The sequence below is a fragment of the Streptomyces sp. NPDC015220 genome (genome assembly GCF_043079345.1).
Taxonomy (GTDB): Bacteria; Actinomycetota; Actinomycetes; order Streptomycetales; family Streptomycetaceae; genus Streptomyces.
Genome location: NZ_JBIBUK010000004.1, coordinates 463536 through 482286 on the forward strand (window position 1 = coordinate 463536; position 18751 = coordinate 482286).

Annotated in this window: 11 protein-coding genes; 2 read left to right on the forward strand and 9 right to left on the reverse strand. The window is 71.8% G+C overall.

Annotated elements, in window-relative coordinates; translation table 11 throughout:
• Nucleotides 1-88: 88 nt before the first annotated feature.
• The 3 genes from ACF061_RS13525 to ACF061_RS13535 all read right to left on the reverse strand — a co-directional run bounded on the left by ACF061_RS13525 (nucleotide 89) and on the right by ACF061_RS13535 (nucleotide 4135).
• Nucleotides 89-952: a hypothetical protein gene (locus tag ACF061_RS13525; protein ID WP_392266998.1), complete on the reverse strand. Its 864-nt coding sequence runs from the start codon at nucleotides 950-952 to the stop codon at nucleotides 89-91.
• A gap of 273 nt (nucleotides 953-1225) precedes the next feature.
• Nucleotides 1226-1900: a TetR family transcriptional regulator gene (locus ACF061_RS13530; protein ID WP_392266999.1), complete on the reverse strand. Its 675-nt coding sequence runs from the start codon at nucleotides 1898-1900 to the stop codon at nucleotides 1226-1228.
• An 849-nt stretch (nucleotides 1901-2749) separates the two neighbouring features.
• Nucleotides 2750-4135: a dihydrolipoyl dehydrogenase family protein gene (locus tag ACF061_RS13535; protein ID WP_392267000.1), complete on the reverse strand. Its 1386-nt coding sequence runs from the start codon at nucleotides 4133-4135 to the stop codon at nucleotides 2750-2752.
• Between the two features lie 355 nt (nucleotides 4136-4490).
• Between ACF061_RS13535 and ACF061_RS13540 the strand changes: the two genes are divergently transcribed.
• Both ACF061_RS13540 and ACF061_RS13545 read left to right on the forward strand, forming a co-directional pair.
• Nucleotides 4491-5378: an MBL fold metallo-hydrolase gene (locus tag ACF061_RS13540; RefSeq protein WP_392267001.1), complete on the forward strand. Its 888-nt coding sequence runs from the start codon at nucleotides 4491-4493 to the stop codon at nucleotides 5376-5378.
• Nucleotides 5379-5737: 359 nt separating this feature from the next.
• A complete protein-coding gene (locus tag ACF061_RS13545; protein WP_392267002.1) occupies nucleotides 5738-6331 on the forward strand; it encodes a DUF4291 domain-containing protein in 594 nt (197 codons plus the stop codon).
• 171 nt (nucleotides 6332-6502) lie between these two features.
• Here ACF061_RS13545 and ACF061_RS13550 read toward each other — a convergent pair whose 3' ends face one another.
• The 6 genes from ACF061_RS13550 to ACF061_RS13575 form a co-directional block, all read right to left on the reverse strand.
• Complete coding sequence (locus tag ACF061_RS13550) at nucleotides 6503-9841, reverse strand: right-handed parallel beta-helix repeat-containing protein (protein WP_392267003.1); 3339 nt, start codon at nucleotides 9839-9841, stop codon at nucleotides 6503-6505.
• Nucleotides 9842-10370: 529 nt separating this feature from the next.
• A complete protein-coding gene (locus ACF061_RS13555; RefSeq protein ID WP_392267004.1) occupies nucleotides 10371-11342 on the reverse strand; it encodes an NAD(P)-dependent oxidoreductase in 972 nt (323 codons plus the stop codon).
• An 823-nt stretch (nucleotides 11343-12165) separates the two neighbouring features.
• Nucleotides 12166-12840: a LuxR C-terminal-related transcriptional regulator gene (locus ACF061_RS13560; RefSeq protein WP_392267005.1), complete on the reverse strand. Its 675-nt coding sequence runs from the start codon at nucleotides 12838-12840 to the stop codon at nucleotides 12166-12168.
• Between the two features lie 113 nt (nucleotides 12841-12953).
• On the reverse strand, nucleotides 12954-15815 hold the full coding sequence (locus ACF061_RS13565; RefSeq protein WP_392267006.1) for an AAA family ATPase: 2862 nt from the start codon (nucleotides 15813-15815) through the stop codon (nucleotides 12954-12956).
• A 916-nt stretch (nucleotides 15816-16731) separates the two neighbouring features.
• Nucleotides 16732-17757: a zinc-binding alcohol dehydrogenase family protein gene (locus tag ACF061_RS13570; protein WP_392267007.1), complete on the reverse strand. Its 1026-nt coding sequence runs from the start codon at nucleotides 17755-17757 to the stop codon at nucleotides 16732-16734.
• Between the two features lie 147 nt (nucleotides 17758-17904).
• The gene (locus ACF061_RS13575) at nucleotides 17905-18714 is read right to left on the reverse strand and encodes a glycine betaine ABC transporter substrate-binding protein (RefSeq protein ID WP_392267008.1); all 810 of its coding nucleotides are present in this window, start codon (nucleotides 18712-18714) and stop codon (nucleotides 17905-17907) included.
• Nucleotides 18715-18751 lie beyond the last annotated feature (37 nt).

The window sequence follows — 18751 nt, forward strand, 5'->3', positions numbered from 1 at the left end:
CATCCTCCAGGGGACGCGCTGTCGAAAAGGGCCGGGTCGACGCATGAGGCGTCGACCCGGCCCTTTTTCGTTTACCGGGGTTGCTCTATTACGCCGTAATAGATCGCGACCCCCGGCTCGGGGAAGGCGGCTCATGGCCCCCCTCCTCGTTCTGCAGCGCGGCTGCCGCCAGATAGGCCGCATGAGCTTCCCTGTTCGTGGTGACGGGGGAGGCCGTTCGCTGTTCGAGCTTTCGCAGGGACCGTACGGCGGCACCCAGATAGCGGTCGAGACTGACCATCTGGGTGGGGGTGGCACAGTCGGGGAGTACGGCGGAGATCTCGTCCAGCCAGTACTCGGCGTCCTCGTCCAGCACCAGCGCGCTCCTTTGTTCCAGGAGCCTTCGCGCGACGGGAAGCAGCAGCCGGTGGCTTCGTTCCGCGGCCTCCTGCCGGCGCCGTTCCGCCTCCGCCTCCAGGGCTCTGCGGCGCTCGGCCTCCAGAACCGCTTCGGGGGTTCGGCGCACCGGGCGCGCCGCCGGGGTGTCATCGGTCAGTGTGACCGCCTGCAAGCGCTTCGCCTTGTTGTACGCAGCGCTCGGGGCCGCGACGGCCAGGGCGGGCGCGAGCCGGGCCCAGGGGACACCCGCTCCGCGTGCGTCGGTCACGGCCCGGAGCTGATGGAGGTCGGTCTGCTCTCTCAGGTACTCCCACAACCGCACCCGGTGGAGGGCGGCGGAACACTGCGCTTCCGGAGTACCGCGCCGCAGTGCGGAGGCGTGCTTCTCCGCGTAGAGGAGAGCCGCGTAGATCTCCTCGTCCTCGGGCATGCGCTCCACGTCCGGGTCTCCCGCGGCCTCGTGGAGCTGCCGCAACTCGGCGATCAACGCTTTCGCATCCAGAGGACCGATCCGGATGGGCGTCTTGACCAGCGGTTTTGTGGAGCGGTCAGCCGTCTGCCTGCGCTTTGCCATGCAGGAGAGTGTGCTGCACGGGAGGTGTTTCACACAATGTGAAACACCGTAAGCGCGAGCCGGCCGGGCAGTCCTCCGGGCTCCCGGGTATTACGGCGTAATAGCCGCTTGACCTGCCGGTTTCTTCATGCCGGTGCTCTGGCGCGGGGCGGGGCGGGGCAGGGAGGATCTCGCGACGGCCTGGAAGCTCCTGGACAACTGCTACGGCTGCCGGTCCCCCGGCGGCCGTAGGGGGCGGGGAGCCCTTCCCCGCACACCGGAACTCCGGGGGTATTACGCCGTAATACCCCCGGTCACCAGACCCGTCGCCAGGGCACGGGCCGCGGTGGTGAGGCGGGGCAGCAGGTCCACCTTCATATGGGCGAGCTTCGGCTCCTCCGCGTAGAGACGGGCCAGTGCGGGCGGGGGAGTGGCGATCTGCCACAGCGCGCCCGCCAGCAGACTGAGGTCTCCGATGAGTTCCCGAGCAGCCGGCTGGGGCAGCTCGGGGAGGAAGCGCCCGCAGATCTCGGTCAGGTCGTTGAGCGCGTCGAGGGTGGCCAGCTTGTAGCCGAGCACGGCTTCCATGGACACATGCCGTTCGAGATTGAGCGCCACATGCGCGAGCAGATCGCAGAAGAGCGGCTGATCGACCAAGGTCCGGCAGAGGAGCTCGGCCAGCTCCTCGACGGTGCCGTCGGTCCTGTCCCCCAGGGACTGACCGACGGCAGTGGCCCATTGGGACCAGCCCTCTGCCGTCAAGCGCAGGAAGATCTCCTCCCGTGTCTCGACGTACCGCAGAACGGCAGACTTCGCGAGGCCCGCCTCGGCCGCGATGTCGGTCAGCGTCACCTCACGCACTCCCTTGTGCAGGGCGAGGGACCGAGCCGCCTCGATGATCGAGGCCAGCCTGAGTTCCTTGTGCGCGGGACGCCGGGCGCGACGCACATGCGGGGGGAGTGTGTTCACCTCGCCCAATCTACCGAAGCGACCGGTCCGGCCCTCCTGGCGAAGCGGTGCCCCCGCAGGGACGGAGGGACCCGAGTGACTGGGATCCCGAGTGAGTGCGGAGAGCGCGTGAAAAGACTCCGCGAGCACCAGAAGCTGGGGGACAGGGACTGAGGGACCCAAAAGCCGGAACACGGAACGGACCACAGGGACTGGTGCTCCGGACCTGGGACAGGGCGGGATGGGGGACAAGCCGTTGCGCAGGGACCGAAACGGGGTAGGGACCAACAGGGATCGGAACGGGAGCGCGGAGCCAGTGGCCCTCGGCGGCCGTCGAGGGCGGAAAACGCACGGTCCCCAGGGACTTACAGAGACCAGGGACCAAAAGACAGGGGCCGACAGGGTCTGGGTCCCGCTTCGGTCCCTGAGCCATTTTCGCAGGTCAGAGGCTTATTACCCAGAGAACAAGGGACTGTAGGGACCCAACCTCCTATTTATAAGCAGAATTCTTCTTGTGTGTTCATATGCACGCGCGCATACAAACAAGTACTTGAGCACGTCATAATTGGCGATTTCAGTCCCTCCGGTCCCTCATGAAAGCTCCGCAAGCCTCTGACCTGCAAAAACACCAGGGACTGAGGCTCAGGGACCGAAAGCTCGCAGACCCTGCTTCCGCCCCTGCGGCGAGTCCCTGGCCCCTCTCAGGCCCTGTCGAGGCCGGGAGCAGCCTTGAGGGCAGGGGCAAGAGCCGGGAGCGGCTCTCAGTCCCTCCAGGGACCCAAGCTTGTGCAGGGACCGAAGGGAGCCGCCCGAGTCGGATCCGTCAGTCCCTCACAGCTTCGGTCCCTGGAGGGGCTTTTCCAGGGACCGTCAGTCCAGCCAGGCGGTGAACAACGCGTTCAGCCCCTCGGCCATCGTGGGATGGGCGATCATTCCGTCCCTCAGTGCGTTGTACGGCAGGCCGGCCAGCATGGCTGTCTGGACGACGGTGACGACCTCTGCCGCCTCCGGGCCGAGCAGGGCCACACCGAGGATCTGCTCGCTGTCACGGTCCACGACGGCCTTCCACACGCCCCGGGTGTCCCGCAGGGTCCGTGCCCGCGGAATGGCCGCCACGGGCAGTCTGGCGACCCTGATGCGGTGTCCTGCCCGGCGGGCCTCGTCCTCGGTGAGTCCCACGCGGGCCAGCTCGGGGTCGGTGAAGAGGTTCCACGGGACGAGCCGGCCGCTGGTGCTGCGGTTGCCTCCCGCGATGTTGGCCTTCACGATGCGGTAGTCGTCCAGGGAGACATGGGTGAACTGGGGGCTGCCCGCCACGTCGCCCACCGCCCAGGTGCGCGGTGCGCTGGTGGCCAGTCGGTCGTCGACCGCTACGAACCCCTTCTCGGTGATCCGCACCCCCGCCGCGTCCAGGCCGAGCCCCTCGGTGACCGGCGTACGCCCTGTGGCGGCCAGCACGTCGTCCGCGGTCAGGGTCCGGCCGTCGCCCAGCAGCACCGCGACCTTGCCGTCCTGACGCGAGACCTCCTTCACCGTCACCTCGGTGAGCAGTTCCACGCCGTCCTCGAGCAGATGCCCGAGCAGGACCTCGGCGACGTCGGCGTCCTCCCGCGGCAGCAGTCGCCCTCCGCTCTCCAGGACGGTGACCCGGCTGCCGAAGGCAGCGAACATCTGGGCGAACTCCAGCCCGACGTAACCCCCGCCGATGACCACCAGGCTCCGCGGGATGTGATGCAGGTCCATGATGGACTCGCTGGTGAGCGGCTTGGCCTCGGCGAGCCCGGTGATCGGCGCGATCCGTGGGACCGTACCCGTGTTGATCACCACGTCCCGGCCCCGCACCACGCGGCGGCCGCCGTCGTTGAGGGCGATCTCGACGGTGCGCTCCCCGATGAAGCGCGCGGTCCCCATCGCCAGGTCCATGCCACTGTCGAGGAACTGGCGGAGGTTGACCTCCACCATGCCCGAGACGACATCCTCCTTGTGGGAGCGCAGCAGCTCCAGGTCCACCTCGGGCTGCCCCAGCCGCAGCCCCAGTGCCTCGGCACCCGTCGCCCTGCGCAGCAGCCGTGCGCTGGTGACCAGCGACTTCGTGGGGATGCACGCGACGTTGATACAGGTGCCGCCGATCATGCCCCGCTCCACCATCACCACGCGCTGCCCGGCGCGGGCGGTGTCCATGGCCAGCGTCTTGCCTGCCTTGCCGCCCCCGACGACCAGCAGGTCGACATCCTCCACGTCCTGCGAACCGACCACGACAGTGAGCCCTTCTTCCGTTCCACGGTGAGGGGAGTGCTTCCGGCGGCTGCCGGACCCCCTTTTCCGTCAGGCTCCTCCATCCGTCCAGCGTCCGCATCGGTCAAGTGACTTGCGGCGACCGGAGACGTGCCGCTCCTGCCCGCGTCTGGAAGAACGGTGTGCGACGGGCGAGGCCGGTGTGCGGATGCCGGTGCTCCGTGCTCCCACCGATCCGTCCGAGCCGAGGCGGACTCTCAGAGCAGCGCGATGCCGCAAGCACAAGATCCAGGCTCTCTTCCTTTTCTCGCGCCGCGCGGGATATCCCTGATGATGAGCGGCCGGTCGGCGGGCGCAGTGCGGAGGGGAGCAGGCCATGGGCGATGGACGAATCGATGGCGGCTGGCATGTGGACGAGCGCTGTATGAACTGCGACGTCGCCCGGCAGCTCGCGCCCGGCCTGGTCGGTGAGGTCGGCGGCCGCTCGGTCGTCCTGCGCCAGCCAACTGGCCAATCCGAGCTCCGGCAGCTCCATGCTGCCGCGCATGCCTGTCCCACTCGGTCGATCCGTCCCCCGGCCGGGCCGCTGGATACAGCATTGGACCCCTTTCCCATGGCCCTGGACGACACCGTGTACTTGTGCGGGCACAACTCCACGCACACCGCGGGAGCCAATTCCTACCTGTTACGCCGCCCCGACGGCACCGCGATGATGGTGGACACGCCGCGCTGGAGCACTTCGTTGGCCACGCGCTACGAGGCGCTGGGCCGTGTCACCGATGTCCTGCTCACCCACCGCGACCATGCCGCGCACGGCCGTCGCTACGCCGACCGCTTCGGCGCCCGGCTGTGGATCCATGAGGGTGACCTTGACGCAGCTCCGGACGCCGACCGTGTGCTCCGTGGCACCGACCCGGCAGAGATCGCCGACGGGGTGACCGTCTTTCCGTTCCCCGGACACACGCGGGGCAGCGTGCTCTACCTCGCTGACGAGCGGTACTGCTTCAGCGGCGACAGCTTCTACTGGTCGCGCACGACAGCGGACATCGAGGTGACCGAGACTGTCACCTGGTACTCCATCGGGGAGTTGGCCGCCTCTATGGCCCGGACCGCTGACCGGCTGCGTTTTGAGTGGCTGCTGCCGGGCCATGGCGACCGTCGTCGACTCCCCGGCGACGACATGGCACGGCGGCTGCGACGGCTGACAGCGCGTACCCGAGAGCTCCGGCCCCGACCCGTCGACTTCACCGCAGTGCGCTGGTAACGGGCCGACCCGCGTGTTCGGCTGGCGGCAGCAGTGACATGACGTCGGCCGCGCGGGTTCTTGCGGTGTGCCCCCCCCCAAGCAGGTCGCGGGGCCGCGGCTCATCGCGCCTTCTGCGGTCTCTCGCACCGACATCTCGGCAAGCCGGTCGAAGAACTCGCGCCACACCGGTGAGCGTGTTGCGAGTCCAGACGCCATGTACGGCGAAGGGGCGGGCGTCCGACCGCGCCGCCCGGCGGGCCACCTGCCACAAACCAGGCACCGAACTTCGTCACCCTCATCTGCTCCCGCAGGCTCGCCGGCCCGCCGCCGTGGTAATTCGATGGCGCACATGAACCGGTGCGTTCACCCTGGTCCCCGTGGCAGAACCCAAATACCAGATTCGAGCCCTGCACACGGCTTCCACGGTCACCGTCTACCAGGCGTACGCCCCTGAGATCGGCGTGCCGGCCGCCCAGAAGGGCCGTTTCCCGGAGGTGTGGCGGCGGAACCGGATGACATGGATCAAGCCGTCGTTCCTGTGGATGATGTACCGCTGCGGGTGGGGCACCAAAGAAGGACAGGAGACCGTACTCGCCGTCGAGATCTCCCGTGAAGGCTTCGAGTGGGCACTGGCACACTCCTGCCTGTCCCACTACGAGCAGGGCCTCCATGCCGACCACGCCACGTGGAAGCGCGATGTGAAGCGGGCTCCGGCCCGGGTGCAGTGGGACCCCGAACGCGATCTGCACCTCCAGCCACTTGCCCACCGATCGCTCCAGCTCGGCCTCGCCGGCGAAGCCGCACGCCGCTACGCCGACGAGTGGATCGTCTCCATCACCGACGTCACACCGCTGGCCCACACCGTTCACGCGCATGTACGGGACGGAGAGCTCGACGCCGCACGGCGACTGCTGCCCCGCGAACGCCCCTATCTCGTGAACGAAGGGGTTCTGACTCACCTGCACCAGTGAGCCGGACCGCCGATCGAGACGGTCCCCAAGCCGGCCCAGGCAGCCGTCAGCGACCGGTCGGTCGCTCGACCGACCGGCTTCGCATTATTACGGCGTAATAGCTCGCGGGGTCCCGATGTCCCTCTCGGCCGGTGGTGGCGCGGGGGACGTGCCGCCACCGGCCGGCCCCGTTCAGGCCGGGTTCGGAGACCCTTCCAGGGAGAACGGGAGGTCCTGCGGCAGCAATGTGGTCAGTGCCTCCCGGTCGGGGTCCGTCATGGTGCCCAGGCGGCCCGCCTGGCGAGTCATCATCTGCTCGACGAGCTGCCTGGCCAGCCGCGCGTTGCCGAACGAGCGGGACCGGGGGAGTGCGTCCAGATATCCGCGCAGGGCCGCCAGGGTTTCCGGCGCGCACTCGTACTCGGCGGCGGCGGCCTGTTCGGCGACGATCGACAGCAACTCGTCCGTCGAGTAGTTCTCGAACTCGATCCGGCGGGTGAAGCGGGATGCCAGACCGGGGTTGGAATCGAGGAAGCGAGCCATCTCGTCCGGGTAGCCGGCGACGATGACGACCACCTCGTCGCGGTGGTCCTCCATCAGCTTCAGCAAGGTGTCCACGGCCTCACGGCCGAAGTCCTGGGGGGAGTGCTCCGGGACCAGGGTGTACGCCTCGTCGATGAACAGCACACCGCCGATGGCCCGTTCGAAGGCGTCCGTGGTGAGCTGGGCGGTGTGACCGATGTAGCGCCCCACCAGATCGGCGCGGGCCACCTCCACGAGCTGTCCACGCGGCAGGATGCCGAAGGATCGCAGCAGCTCCGCGTAGAGCCGGGCGACGGTCGTCTTGCCGGTGCCGGGCGGACCCGAGAAGACCAGGTGGTGGCTGATCCTCGGGGTGGGCAGGCCGACCGCCGCCCGCTGCCGGTAGGCGGAGAGCAGGTCCACGATGCCGCCGACCTCGCGCTTGACGGCTTCCAGGCCGGTCATGGCGCGAATCCGGGCGAGCGCGTCGGAGTTCTCGACGGACTGGGCCGACCCGGACCGGACCTGGGCGGCCTCGTCGTCTCCGACGTCTTCGGGGAGCATCAGGGTCAGGTCGGTCTCGCCCGCCTCGGGCATGGACGCCAGCCGGAAGGACTGCCGGTCCACCATCTCCTCGAACACCCGGCGCGCGGCGCGGCCGTTGCCGAAGGTGGCGTCCCGCCGCATCCGGGAGAAGTGCAGGTGCAGCGCCTGCCGGGTGAGGGGGGCGAGAACGTAGCTGTGGTCGGCGCACATGTTCTCGGTGATGGTGACGAGTTCGTCGGTCGAGTAGTTCTCGAACTCGATGGTGCGGGTGAAGCGCGACGCCAGACCGGGGTTGGCGCTGAGGAAGTCCTCCATCTCCTTGGAGTATCCGGCGACGATGACGACGGCCTCGTCCCGGTGGTCCTCGATGAGCTTGACCAGGGTGTCGATGGCTTCCTGGCCGAAGTCGGCGCCCGAACCCTTGCTGTCGGAGAGCAGGGTGTAGGCCTCGTCGATGAACAGCACACCGCCGAGCGCCTTGCGGAACGCCTCCGTGGTCTTGATGGCGGTGCCGCCGATCACCTGGGCGACCAGGTCGGAGCGGGACACTTCGACGATGTGCCCGGACGGCAGCATGTCGAGGTCGGCGAGGATGGAGCCGTACAGGCGGGCCACCGTGGTCTTGCCGGTTCCGGGTGGGCCGGCGAAGACGAGGTGCCGGCTCATCGGCGGGGCGGGGATGCCGAGCTGGGCGCGGCGCTGGGTCAGGCGCCCCAGACTCACCAGGGTGTTGACCTGTTGTTTGACGCCGGCCAGACCCACCAGGGCGTCCAGCTCGGCGAACGGGCCCTCCGGCGGGGCGGCGGCTGAGCCCGCCCCGCTCTCGGTGGCCGCGCCCTCGGGACGGTGTGCTCCGTCGGCAGGCGACTGCGTCTGCCAGGCGTCGGGCAGACCGTTGTCGGAGCTCTCCAGGCGCTCGACCGTGAGGGTCGGGCCGGACTTGGTGTGACGCAGTCCCGCGCCCTGGTTGGAGTGGACGGTGCAGCCGCTCACCGTGATCGGTTCGGCGCCGTCCAGGCGGATGCCGTCCCCGGTGTTGCCGGTGCAGACGCAGTCCCGCAGCGTGGCCCTGCCGCCCGCGGTGACCAGGACGCCGTGTGCCCTAGAGCCGGTGACCCGGACCCGCACCAGGCCGGCTTCGCCGCCGTCGTCCACCGCCACGCCCGAACCGGAGCTGCCCGCCACCTCGCTGTCGCGCAGCGACACGCTGCCGCCCGCGCCCACGGACACGCCCGCGCGGCCCGCGGACCGGAAGGCGCTGCCGGTGAACTGGGGGCGTCCGCCCTGCTCGACGCGGAGCGCGGGTCCGGAGCCGCCGTGCACCTCGCAGTCCTCGAACCGGCCACGGCCGCCGTCCTGGACCAGGATGCCGGTGCCGTTGCCGTCCGAGATCCGCAGCCTGCGCAGCAGCGGCTGGGCGTTCGCACGCACCACCACCCCGGGCCCGCGGGCGCCCTGGACGCTCAGTCCGTCGATCTCCGCCTGGGACTCCTCGGAGAGCAGCACTCCGGCGGCCTGGCCGCCGGTCACCCTGGTGTCTCTGAGGACGGGCGCGGCGGACTGCCCGATCTGTACGGCAGGCTGCTCGGCGTCGGTGAAGACGCAACCGGTGTACCGGCCACGCGCCCGGTCGGTGACGAACAGGCCGCTGCCTGAGGTGCGTTCGGTGACGCAGCCGGTCAGCCGGGGATCACTGCGGCTCGCCACCGCGAAGCCGTGCCCGGTGGCGCCGCGTACCCGGACCCGGGTCAGTTCCGTCAGCGCGGACGACGCCAGGTAGACGCCGAGGGCGCAGTCGTCCAAGGTGGTCCGGTTGACGGCGACGCTGGTGGCGCCCTCCAGGGCGATGCCGGGCTTGCCGGTGGAGTGGATCTCGCAGTCGTCGACCGAGCCGGTGGAGTGGCCGTTCGCCAGCACCCCGTTGCCCCGGGCGTCACGCAGCACGCACGCGCGTACGACGACCCGGCCGCCCTCGCTGACGACCACCGCGGACGTGCCCAGATCCTCCAGGACGCAGTCCTCCAGGACACTTCCGGCCGAGCCGGTCTCGACGACGCCCGCTCCGGTCGGGTTGCTGACCCGGCAGCCCCGCATCGCAAGGGAACCGGTGTTCCGGCTGAGCAGCGCCGTCCAGCCCGTGCCGATCACCTGGCAGCCGTCCAGGGCGACCTGGCCGCGCACGGCGTCCACCACGGGCAGGTCGTCCTCGCCGCCGCGCAGCACGAGATCCGTCAGCAGGACCGCGTCCGCGGCCAGGGTGAGCGCACTGCCGGTACGCGGGGCGATCTCCACCGAACCCGGCGGGCCGTCGGCCACGATGCTGACCTGGGCCCGTACGGTCAGGCTCTCGGCGTACGAGCCCGGGCCGACCCGGATCACCGCTCCCGCACGCGCACGTGCCAGGGCCGACGCGATGGTTGGATACTCACCGTCCTGGCCCACGGTCAGTGTCGTGCGTGCCACGGCCCATCCTCCTCAGTGTGCTGCCGCTCATCCGGCCCGGCCCGGTTCCCGGGTTCCCCCGCACCGCCTGCGGCCTTTCGACAGCCCTCGGTCCGGCCGGGGTTGGCCACCCACCTGACAGGTGTGCCGCGGTCCGGACGCTGCGTTTCCGAGAGTACTCAAGGAATACGTGTCTCAACGACGGCGCGGTGTGCGCAGATGGCCACGACGGGAAACATGTTGAGAAACGTGTGTCCCGTCGGGGCAGGCCGGGCGGGTTCGGAAGCCGGCGAGGGCGGTCTTGCCGATGGCGGCGCCGACCTCCGGGAGGCGGTGGCCCTCCCGCAGGTCGGCGGCGTCGATCGCACCCAGGCGCCTTCTTCTTTCTGTACGGGTGCGCGGGGGAGGGACCGGCGAGGAACGCGGTGACCGCGGCGGCGGAGTCAGTCCCGCGGACGCGGATGCCGGTGGAGCGCCCCGCGGCATCCGCATGGCGAAAACGCCCGCACCGCGGCGGTGACCGTGGCCGTGGGGCGGCACCCGGAAGCGGTCAGTGCCTGGTGCGCCCGGGCGCCGTCAGTACCGTGTTCGGCAGGGCCTCGCCCCGCGCGTAGTGGTGCAGCTGCCGGATCAGGAAGCTCCGGGAGGCTTCCTCGAAGGCGTCGGTGAACGCCCCGACGTGCGGTGTCAGCAGCGCGCCGGGCAGTCGCCACAGCGCATGGCCGACGGGCAGCGGCTCGGGGTCGGTGACGTCGAGGGCGGCCCGCACCCGGCCGGCGGCCACCTCGGCCGTCAGGGCGTCGGTGTCGACGAGTTCGCCCCTGCCGACGTTGACGAGGATCGCGCCGTCGGGCAGGAGGGCGAGCGCCGCCGCGTCGAACATCCGGTACGTCTCGTCGGTGGCCGGCGCGCACAGGACGACGGCGTCCACGGTCGTCAGCAGATCCGGCAGGGCGTCGGCGCCGTGGACCACGACGCCCGAGGCGGAGCGGAAGGTGCGGGCCAGCCGCACCACGGTGCAGCCGAACACCTCCAGCCGGTCGGCGAGCAGGGCCCCCACCGGTCCCTGCCCCACCACCAGGACTCGCTTGCCGCCCAGGGTGGTGAGGCTGCGCGGCGCCCACCGCTGCTCGCGCTGGGCGCGCGCGAAGCCCGGTATGTCGCGGGCGGAGGCGATGAGCAGGCCGAGCGCCAGTTCGGCGGTGGGGCCCGCGTGCACCCCGCGCCCGGTGCACAGCCGGGCGCCGGGCGGCAGCAGGTCCAGACGCGGGAGCAGGTAGTCGTAGCCGGAACTGAGCACCTGGAGCACGTCCAGGTCGCGGGTGCGCGAGAGCGCGTCGATCAGGGAAACGTACCCCTTCGTCCCCGGGAAACCGGTCAGGAAGCGGACCTCCTCGGGAGCGCTGGGGTACACGTCGGTGCCGTCCCAGTAGAGACAGGTGAGCCCCTCGGGCAGGTCGTCCAGCTCCTTCGGCTCGTACGGGAGCCACACCACCGGGTCGTTGACGGTGTCGGCAGACATCTTCCGGGTTCCTCCGCTCGTGCGGTCCCGCACGACAGGACATCGGCTGCACGAGACCGGGACGGGCCGGGGTTCAACCGGATGCCGCTGTCCTGCGGGAGGGGCGCCGACGAGGCGGCGCCGGGTGGTCGGGTCGGGTTCGCCGACGCCACGCTCGGCGTAACCGGGTCAGGTGGGGGAGGGGTCGGCGACGTGGTCGGGGTCGGGCGAGGTGGGGGAGGGGTCAAGCGGCGTGACGGGGGCGAGGTGGGGGAGGGGCCGGCGGCGTGACCGGGCGAAATGGGAGGTGGGGCCGGCGGTGTAGTCGGGCCGGGGTGAGGGGTGGGGGAGGGGACCGGCCGTGTGGCGGGGCGAGGTGAGGCAGGGGGCCGGCGGTGAGGCGGAGGAGGGCCGGCGGTGAGGCGGAGGAGGGCCGGCGGTGAGGCGGAGGAGGGCCGGCGGCGAGGCCAGGTGAGGTGGGGGGAGGGAACGGGCGACGTGGACGGGGTGGGGTAGGGGAGGGGGCCGGCGGCGTGGCCGGGGCGGGGCGAAGGGGTGGGGGAGGGGAGTGGTCACGGTTGCGGGGCACGGCGGCCGAGTCGCTTCACGGCGCGTGGCCTACGGCCGAGCGCCGGTCACGGCCGGCCGGGGGGTCCCGCCGCCGGGAACTCGGCCGCCCCCGCCGCGATGTGTTCGCGAGTCCCCGGAGGCGAGCCGGACCATCGGGGAGAAGGAGGCGGCCCGGCGTGGATCGCCGCCCGGCCCGCCGGACGCGGTCGGAGCCGGGGCGGGGGACCGGTCACAGGGCGACCGGTCACAGGGCGACCGGTCACAGGGCGACCGGTCACAGGGCGCCGCTGCGGATGGCGTACGCCACGGCCTGGGTGCGGTTGCGGAGTTTCAGCCGCACGATGACGTCGTGGAGCACGTTCTTTATCGTCCGCTCCGAGTAGTTGAGCCGGTCGGCGACTTCGGCCGTGCTCAACCCGTCGGCCAGCAGCCCGAGCACGTCCACCTCCCGGGAGGTGAGGGCGGCACCCGGCTCCGGCCGGCCCGCCGCCTGCAGGGACTGCAACCTGTCGACCAGGGAGCGGACCATCGCGGGCGGCATGGGCGACTCGCCGTCCAGCGAGCTGTGGACGGCGCGCAGGATGTCCGCGTAGCCGACCTCGGCGCGCAGCAGGATTCCCACGACGCCCCGGTCGACCGCCTCGAGCAACTGCCGCTCGCCGATGTCGTCCGCCACCAGGAGGACCGGCGGACTTCCTCCGTCCGAGGCGCCGGAGACCTCGCCGACGCGGGCCAGGGTGCGCGCGGTGACCTCGTGCGCGATGACGAGGGCGAGCTGTGCGTGCTCCCGTTCCTCCCACGGCACCACCTCCACCCCCTCGGCCGCGCCGAGACAGGCCCTGGCGCCCTCCAGGGTGAGCAGGTCGCTCGCCGTCACCGCGATCGTGACGGGAGCCGGCTCGGGGACGCCGTCCCGTCCGCCGTGCGGCCGCAGGGCGTGTATCCGCACCGCTCCGGCCGGGGCCGGCACGGGTGTCAGACGCGTACGCTCGCGCGGTTGGCGTGCCCCGCGTTCCGCCGCCGGCCCCGCGGCCGCGGCCGTCCCGGCAGTCGTCTTCCCCGTCATGCGCCATCACCCATTTCCTGCAGCGCCCGGTCCAGTTCCTGGCGCGAACTGATGCCCAGCCGCGGGAACACCTTGTACAGGTGCGAGGCCACCGTGCGGGGCGAGATGTAGAGCCGGTCGGCGATCTCCCGGTTGGACAGTCCCGAGGCGGCGAGGCGGGCGATGCGGTGTTCCTGCGCCGACAGCAGGAGCAGTTCGGCCGCGGGCTGGGCGTCCGGTCCGTACTCCCGCACGCTCACACCCACCGCCCGCAGTTCCGCCCGGGCCCGGTCCCGCCACGGCAGGGCGCCGAGCCGGGTGAACCCGTCGTAGGCCGACCGCAGTCGGGTGCGGGCCGCCGTGGTGTCCCGCTGCCGGCGCAGCCAGGTTCCGTAGTCCAGCGCCAGACGGGCCCGGTCGAAGGGGCGGGCGGAGGCGGTCGCGGCCTCGTGCGCCTCGTGGAACCGTTCGGCGGTGTCCTGGGCCTCGGTGTGCGCGGCCAGCAATGCCCTGCCGTGCCGGACCGGCAGCGCCATGTCGCAGGAGAAGGAGCCGAGTCCGCTGCGTGCCGCCCGGGCGTCCTGCGCGCGTGCCTCCCGCAGGTCGCCCTGGTCCAGCGCGGTGCGCAGCACGTCGACGTAGGCGTGCCGGGCGACGAGGTCCCGCACCGGATCGGCGGCGGGCAGCAGCAGCCGGGTCCCCTCGTGCGCGGAGGGCTCGCGGCCGGCCAGGGCCAGCAGGTGCGCGGCGTGTTCGGCCAGGTGCGTGTGGTGCGCCGAACCGTGTTCCCGCGCCCACCGGCGGACCTCCCGCAGCAGCGGGCCAGCCTGGTCCCGGCGGCCCTGGTACGCGCAGACCATCAGCAACTGGGACTTCAGGTCGATCGCGGATCCCGTCAGTCCCTCGTCGTCCGCCTCGCGGATCAGGTCCGGAACCGTCTCGTGGAGTTCCGCCCAGCGTCCGCCGGCCGTCATCAGCGCGGCCTGCAACGACCGGCAGTGCCGCACCGCGGTCCGTTCGTCCGCGCCCGCGCGCCGCAGAACGGTGGCCACCAGACGGTTGGCGAGGGCCGTCTCGTCGACGCGCCAGGCCGCGTCGGCCAGCCAGGCCAGCCCCTTGGCGCCGAAGACGTCGGGGGAGCGCACCGTCGTGTCGGCCAGTGCGCGCAGCCGCCGCCGGATCTCGTCGGCGCGGCCGACCGGGTCGAGGTGGGCGGTGATGGCGACGCGCAGCGGCTCGTCGTCCCTGCCGTCCTCGTCCAGCCAGTTCAGGGCCGTACGGGCGGGTTCGGGCCGGTGGGTGAGCGAGCTGAGCGTGGCCAGCTGGAAAGCGGCCCAGTCGCGCCCCTCCGGGCCCAGCACCGGTCCGGGGACCAGCGCGGCGGCGAGTGCCCGGTGACCGTCCTCGGCGGCGAACGCGGTGTCGAATCCGGCGGAGGCCCGCACCACCCGGAGGGTGCGGGCGGTCTCGGGCCGGTCGTGGGCGTCCAGGTCCCGGGTCAGGGCGAGCGCCAGGTGGGGCCGACCGCACCGCAGAGCCGTGGCGGCCGCCGCCGTGAAGCGGCCGACCCGTTCGGCGGGCGGGACACTGAGCTCGCCCGCCCGCTGCAGGGCGCGTATCGCCGCACCGTAATCGGCCCGGGCGATGGCGGTCTGGGCCAGTGCGTCCAGCCGGCCGATCCGGTCGCCCGCCTCGTCGTCGTTGGCAACGTTGTCGGCCGCCGGCCGGAGGACGGACGGCGCCGGGCCGGTGGCGCCGAAGTCCGCCCAGGCGGAGTGCGCGTGCCCCCGGGCGGCGGCGGGCGCGGTGGAGTAGGCCAGGCAGCGGTGAACGCGCCGGGTGAAGCGCGGCAGGCGGTCACCGGTGACGAGGCCGGCCTCCTCGGCCGGTCCGAGCGCTTCGAGTCCCACGCCCAGCAGGTCGTCCGCCGCCCAGCCGACGTCCCGGGCGGTCAGTTCCCCGTCGGCCGTGGCGAGGACGGCGAGCAGGGCACGGGTGTCGTCGGGCAGCCCGCAGAAGCGGGGGCCCAGGACGGCGTCCAGCGTGGGCCCCGCCGGCAGCGGGTCGGGCAGCGGCGCCCGGCCGTCGCGCTGCGCCGGCGTCAGCGCGTGCGGCAGGTCGATCAGGGCAAGCGGGTTGCCCTCCGCGGTCCAGAGCACCGCGGAGCGGACCGTCGGGGCCAGTCCGGGGAAGTGATCGGCGAGCAGCAGCCGCGCGGACTCCTCGTCCAGGCCGGTGAGTTCGACCGTGCTCGCCTCCCAGCCCTCGAAGGGGCCGGGGCCCCCGGCGCCCGCCGCGGCGAGCAGGGCGATGCGGGTTCCGGTGAGGCGGTTGGCGAGGTAGGCGAGCGCCCGGACCGCGGCCGGGTCCAGCCACTGGCAGTCGTCGGCCGTCACCAGCAGGGGCCGGGCCTGGGCGAGCGCGGCCAGCCCCTGGCGCAGTGCCGCGCAGGCGAGCAGGGTGTCCTCGGGGCGGCCCTCGCCCTCCAGCGCCCGCAGCAGGGCGGTGCGCAGCGGGGCCGACAGACCGACGGGGGTGTCGAGGACGGGGCGGACGAGCTGTCCCAGCGCGGCGAAACCACGCCGCGCGCCCCCGTTCGCGCCGGTGACCCGCAGTACCCGCCAGCCCTCGCGGCGGGCCTGGCCGGTCGTCCACCGCAGCAAGGCCGACTTGCCGACGCCGGCCTCGCCCTGGACGACGACCGCGCGGCCGTCGTGCTCCAGGGCTCGGTCGAGGGTGTCGAGCAGGGCGCCGAGCACGGCGTCCCGGCCCCGCGGAGGCCGGGCTCCCGCGGAACGCTCACCGGTGTTCGTGTCGCCGGCTCGGGGCCGGTCCCGGACGACGGACGTCTCGGGACGGGGAAGGGAGGTCGTTGTCATGGGCTTTCTCCGGGTACGGCGGTGAGACGGTGCCACCCTCGAGGTGTTGCGGTGCCGGTCCGTGTGTCGGCTGCCGGCGGACCCTCCGCCAGACGGGCAGAACGGGACAAAACCTGTCGGGTCTGTGTCAAACGGGAGGCACGGACCAACTTACGTATCGGACGTGACGCTGACATCGGTCATTCGACCTGGTTCGGTGCCGGGACGGGCAGAGACCGGTTTCCGGCCCCCTGGTTCGGGCGGCCCCGGTGCGGGCGGCCTCCTCTGCCGGCGTTCCCTGGCCGGAGCGAGGGCCCCGGCGGCGAAGCGGTGATCGTCGGCGAAGCGGTGGTCGTCGGCGAAGCGGTGGTCGTCGGCGAAGCGGTGATCGTCGGCGAAGCGGTGGTCGTCGTCCGGTGCGCGAGGACGGCTCCGGACGCCGGGCCCGCAGGCACCGGCATCGTGGCGGGGAGGCCGGCCGGGTCGGTGGCGGGGCCGGGTGCGGCGCCGGAGGAACCGCCGCCGGGCCGGCGGGGGTCGGCCGCTCTCCCGGTGACCGGGTGCGCCCCTCCCGGCGGTGCGGCGGCCATGCTGGTCCGCACCGTGAGTCCGAGGCGGCACCGTGAGTCCGAGACGCCTTCCGCCCGTGAGTGCGGCATTCCGTTCCGTCGCAAGTGCCGTGGATCCGGCCGTGCGCGTGGCCGACCGTGTCGTGGTCAGCATCCTGAACCATGCGCGGAAGCCGGGCTTGCGTCTCCCGGTCGTATGGCGCGTCCACCGCACTCGAGGGCACATTCCCTGCCTCATGACGCAGTCGCCCCGCCGGTCCGCCGCCCCCCGGTCCTCGGCACGGGCGCGGACGGACGGCGGGCCCCGGTCGTCGTGCCGGGGCCCGCCGGTGGGGGGTGGATCGGGCGGTCCGAGTGGAGGGGCGGGATCAGAAGCCGGTGAGGGTGATCTTGCCGATGGCGGTGCCGGACTCCAGGATGCGGTGCGCCTCACGGATGTTGGCCGCGTTGACCGGGCCGAGGTCCCGGGTGGCGGTGGTGGTGAGGATGCCCGCGTCCACCAGCCGGGCGACCTGGGTCAGGATGTGGTGCTGCCGCTCCTGGTCGGGGGTCTGGAACATGGAGCGGGTGAACATGAACTCCCAGTGGTAGGAGATGCTCTTGGCCTTCAGCACACCGATGGGCAGGGAGTCGAAGTCGTCGATGGCGACGATCTGGCCGAAGGGCCGCAGCGCCTCGGCGTAGTCGCCGAGGTTGCGGTCGGTGTTGGTGGTGCTGAACACGTGTGTCAGGCCGTTCGGGGCCACCTCGGCGAGCTGGGGCACCAGCGGCTTGCGGTGGTCCACGATGTGCTGCACACCCATGCGGCCGGCGAACTCGACGGTCTCCGGACGGGAGGCGGTGCCGATGACGGTCAGGCTGGTCAGGGCGCGGGCCAACTGGGCGGTGATGGAACCGACTCCGCCGGCCGCGGCCGTGATGAGCAGCGCGCCGTCCTGGTTCAGCCCGCCGTTCTCGAGGCCCATCCTCTCGAACAGGCCCTCCCAGGCGGTGAGCGAGGTCAGCGGCAGGGCGGCGGCCTCGGTGAAGGAAAGGCTCGCGGGCTTCAGGGCGACGATGCGCTCGTCGACCGTGTGGTACTCGGAGTTGGCGCCGGCCCGGTTCAGGGCGCCGGCGTAGTACACGTCGTCACCGGCCTTGAACTTCTCGACCCTCTCGCCGACCGCGACGACGGTGCCGGCCGCGTCCCAGCCGAGGACCCTCGGCTCACCGCCCGGGTCGCCGTTCTGCCGGATCTTGTAGTCGACCGGGTTGACCGCGACGGCCTCCACCTTCACCAGCAGGTCGTGCGGGCCGGGCTCGGGGACGGGCAGCTCCAGGTCGACCAGGCTCTCCTCGTCGCTGATCGGGAGGCTCTTGCGGTAGCCGACGGCGCGCATGGTGGTCTTGCTCATGGGAAGAACTCCGGTTTCCTTGTCAGTTGCTCGGTGTGAAAGCCGTTGCACACGTTGGATCAGGTGTGCGGTGTCGCGAGTGTGCGAGTGTACGGGGTGTGGGTGTACAGGTTGTGGGTGTGTCGTCCGTGTCGTCACGGGACCGGGTCAGACGAGCAGTGCCCGACCGTGAGCGGCGAGGTAGCGGTCGGCGGCCTTGAGGGGGGTGAGACCGTCCACGTTGATCATGACGTCGATCTCCTCGACACCTTCGTTGCCCAGACGCAGCTCGTCCAACTGGGCGACCGCCTCGGGGCGGATGCGGTCCAGTGCGTCCAGCCTGATCACCGGGCTGGCGTCGTCCACGGTGCCCAGCAGGCCCTGGGGCTCCGTCAGCGGGCGCAGACCGTACAGGCGGTTGAGGTACTGCGGGCGCCACAGCGGGACGACGAACCACTCCCGTGCGGCGATGCCGCGCTCGACCCGGGAGAGGAAGCCCGGCTCGCTGCCCGGGGTGAAGGTGTAACCGAGCTCGTCCAGGCCGTACTCCCGGACCATCCGGGCGGAGAAGCGGCTGATGCCGGCGCCCGGGTTGATGCCGTCGACGGCCGTCGTCATCCGCTCGGCCACCTCCGGCCGCGCCAGGTCGGCGACCTCCCGCACCTCGTCCTCGGGTACGTAGGGCGGCACCGCCCACACGCAGTACGGATGGTAGTGGGGTGTGAGCACCCGAACCTGGTCCCGGTAGCGGGAGAGATACGTGTCGTGGCTGGAGGGAAGCCACGCGGAGACCAGGACGTCGATCTCGCCCTGCTCCTGGAGCCCGAAGAGCTGTTCGTGCGGTGCCTCCACGCTGTTCACCCGGTGACCGTGGGCCTCCAGCACGCGGCGCGTGATCGCGGCGGCGGCGCGGTGGAAGGAGAGGGCGATGTTGCCCACGGTGATGGCCGACCCGGAAGGGGTGGGGGAGGGGGACACGACGACTCCTTGGGTGCGAACAGCCTGAGCTGCGGTT

Excerpts from the sequence above, each read along its gene's own strand:
- ACF061_RS13525 (WP_392266998.1), bottom strand. The coding sequence starts at position 952 with ATGGCAAAGCGCAGGCAGACGGCTGACCGCTCCACAAAACCGCTGGTC.
- ACF061_RS13540 (WP_392267001.1), top strand. The coding sequence starts at position 4,491 with ATGGGCGATGGACGAATCGATGGCGGCTGGCATGTGGACGAGCGCTGT.
- ACF061_RS13555 (WP_392267004.1), bottom strand. The coding sequence starts at position 11,342 with ATGTCTGCCGACACCGTCAACGACCCGGTGGTGTGGCTCCCGTACGAG.
- ACF061_RS13565 (WP_392267006.1), bottom strand. The coding sequence starts at position 15,815 with ATGACAACGACCTCCCTTCCCCGTCCCGAGACGTCCGTCGTCCGGGAC.
- ACF061_RS13570 (WP_392267007.1), bottom strand. The coding sequence starts at position 17,757 with ATGAGCAAGACCACCATGCGCGCCGTCGGCTACCGCAAGAGCCTCCCG.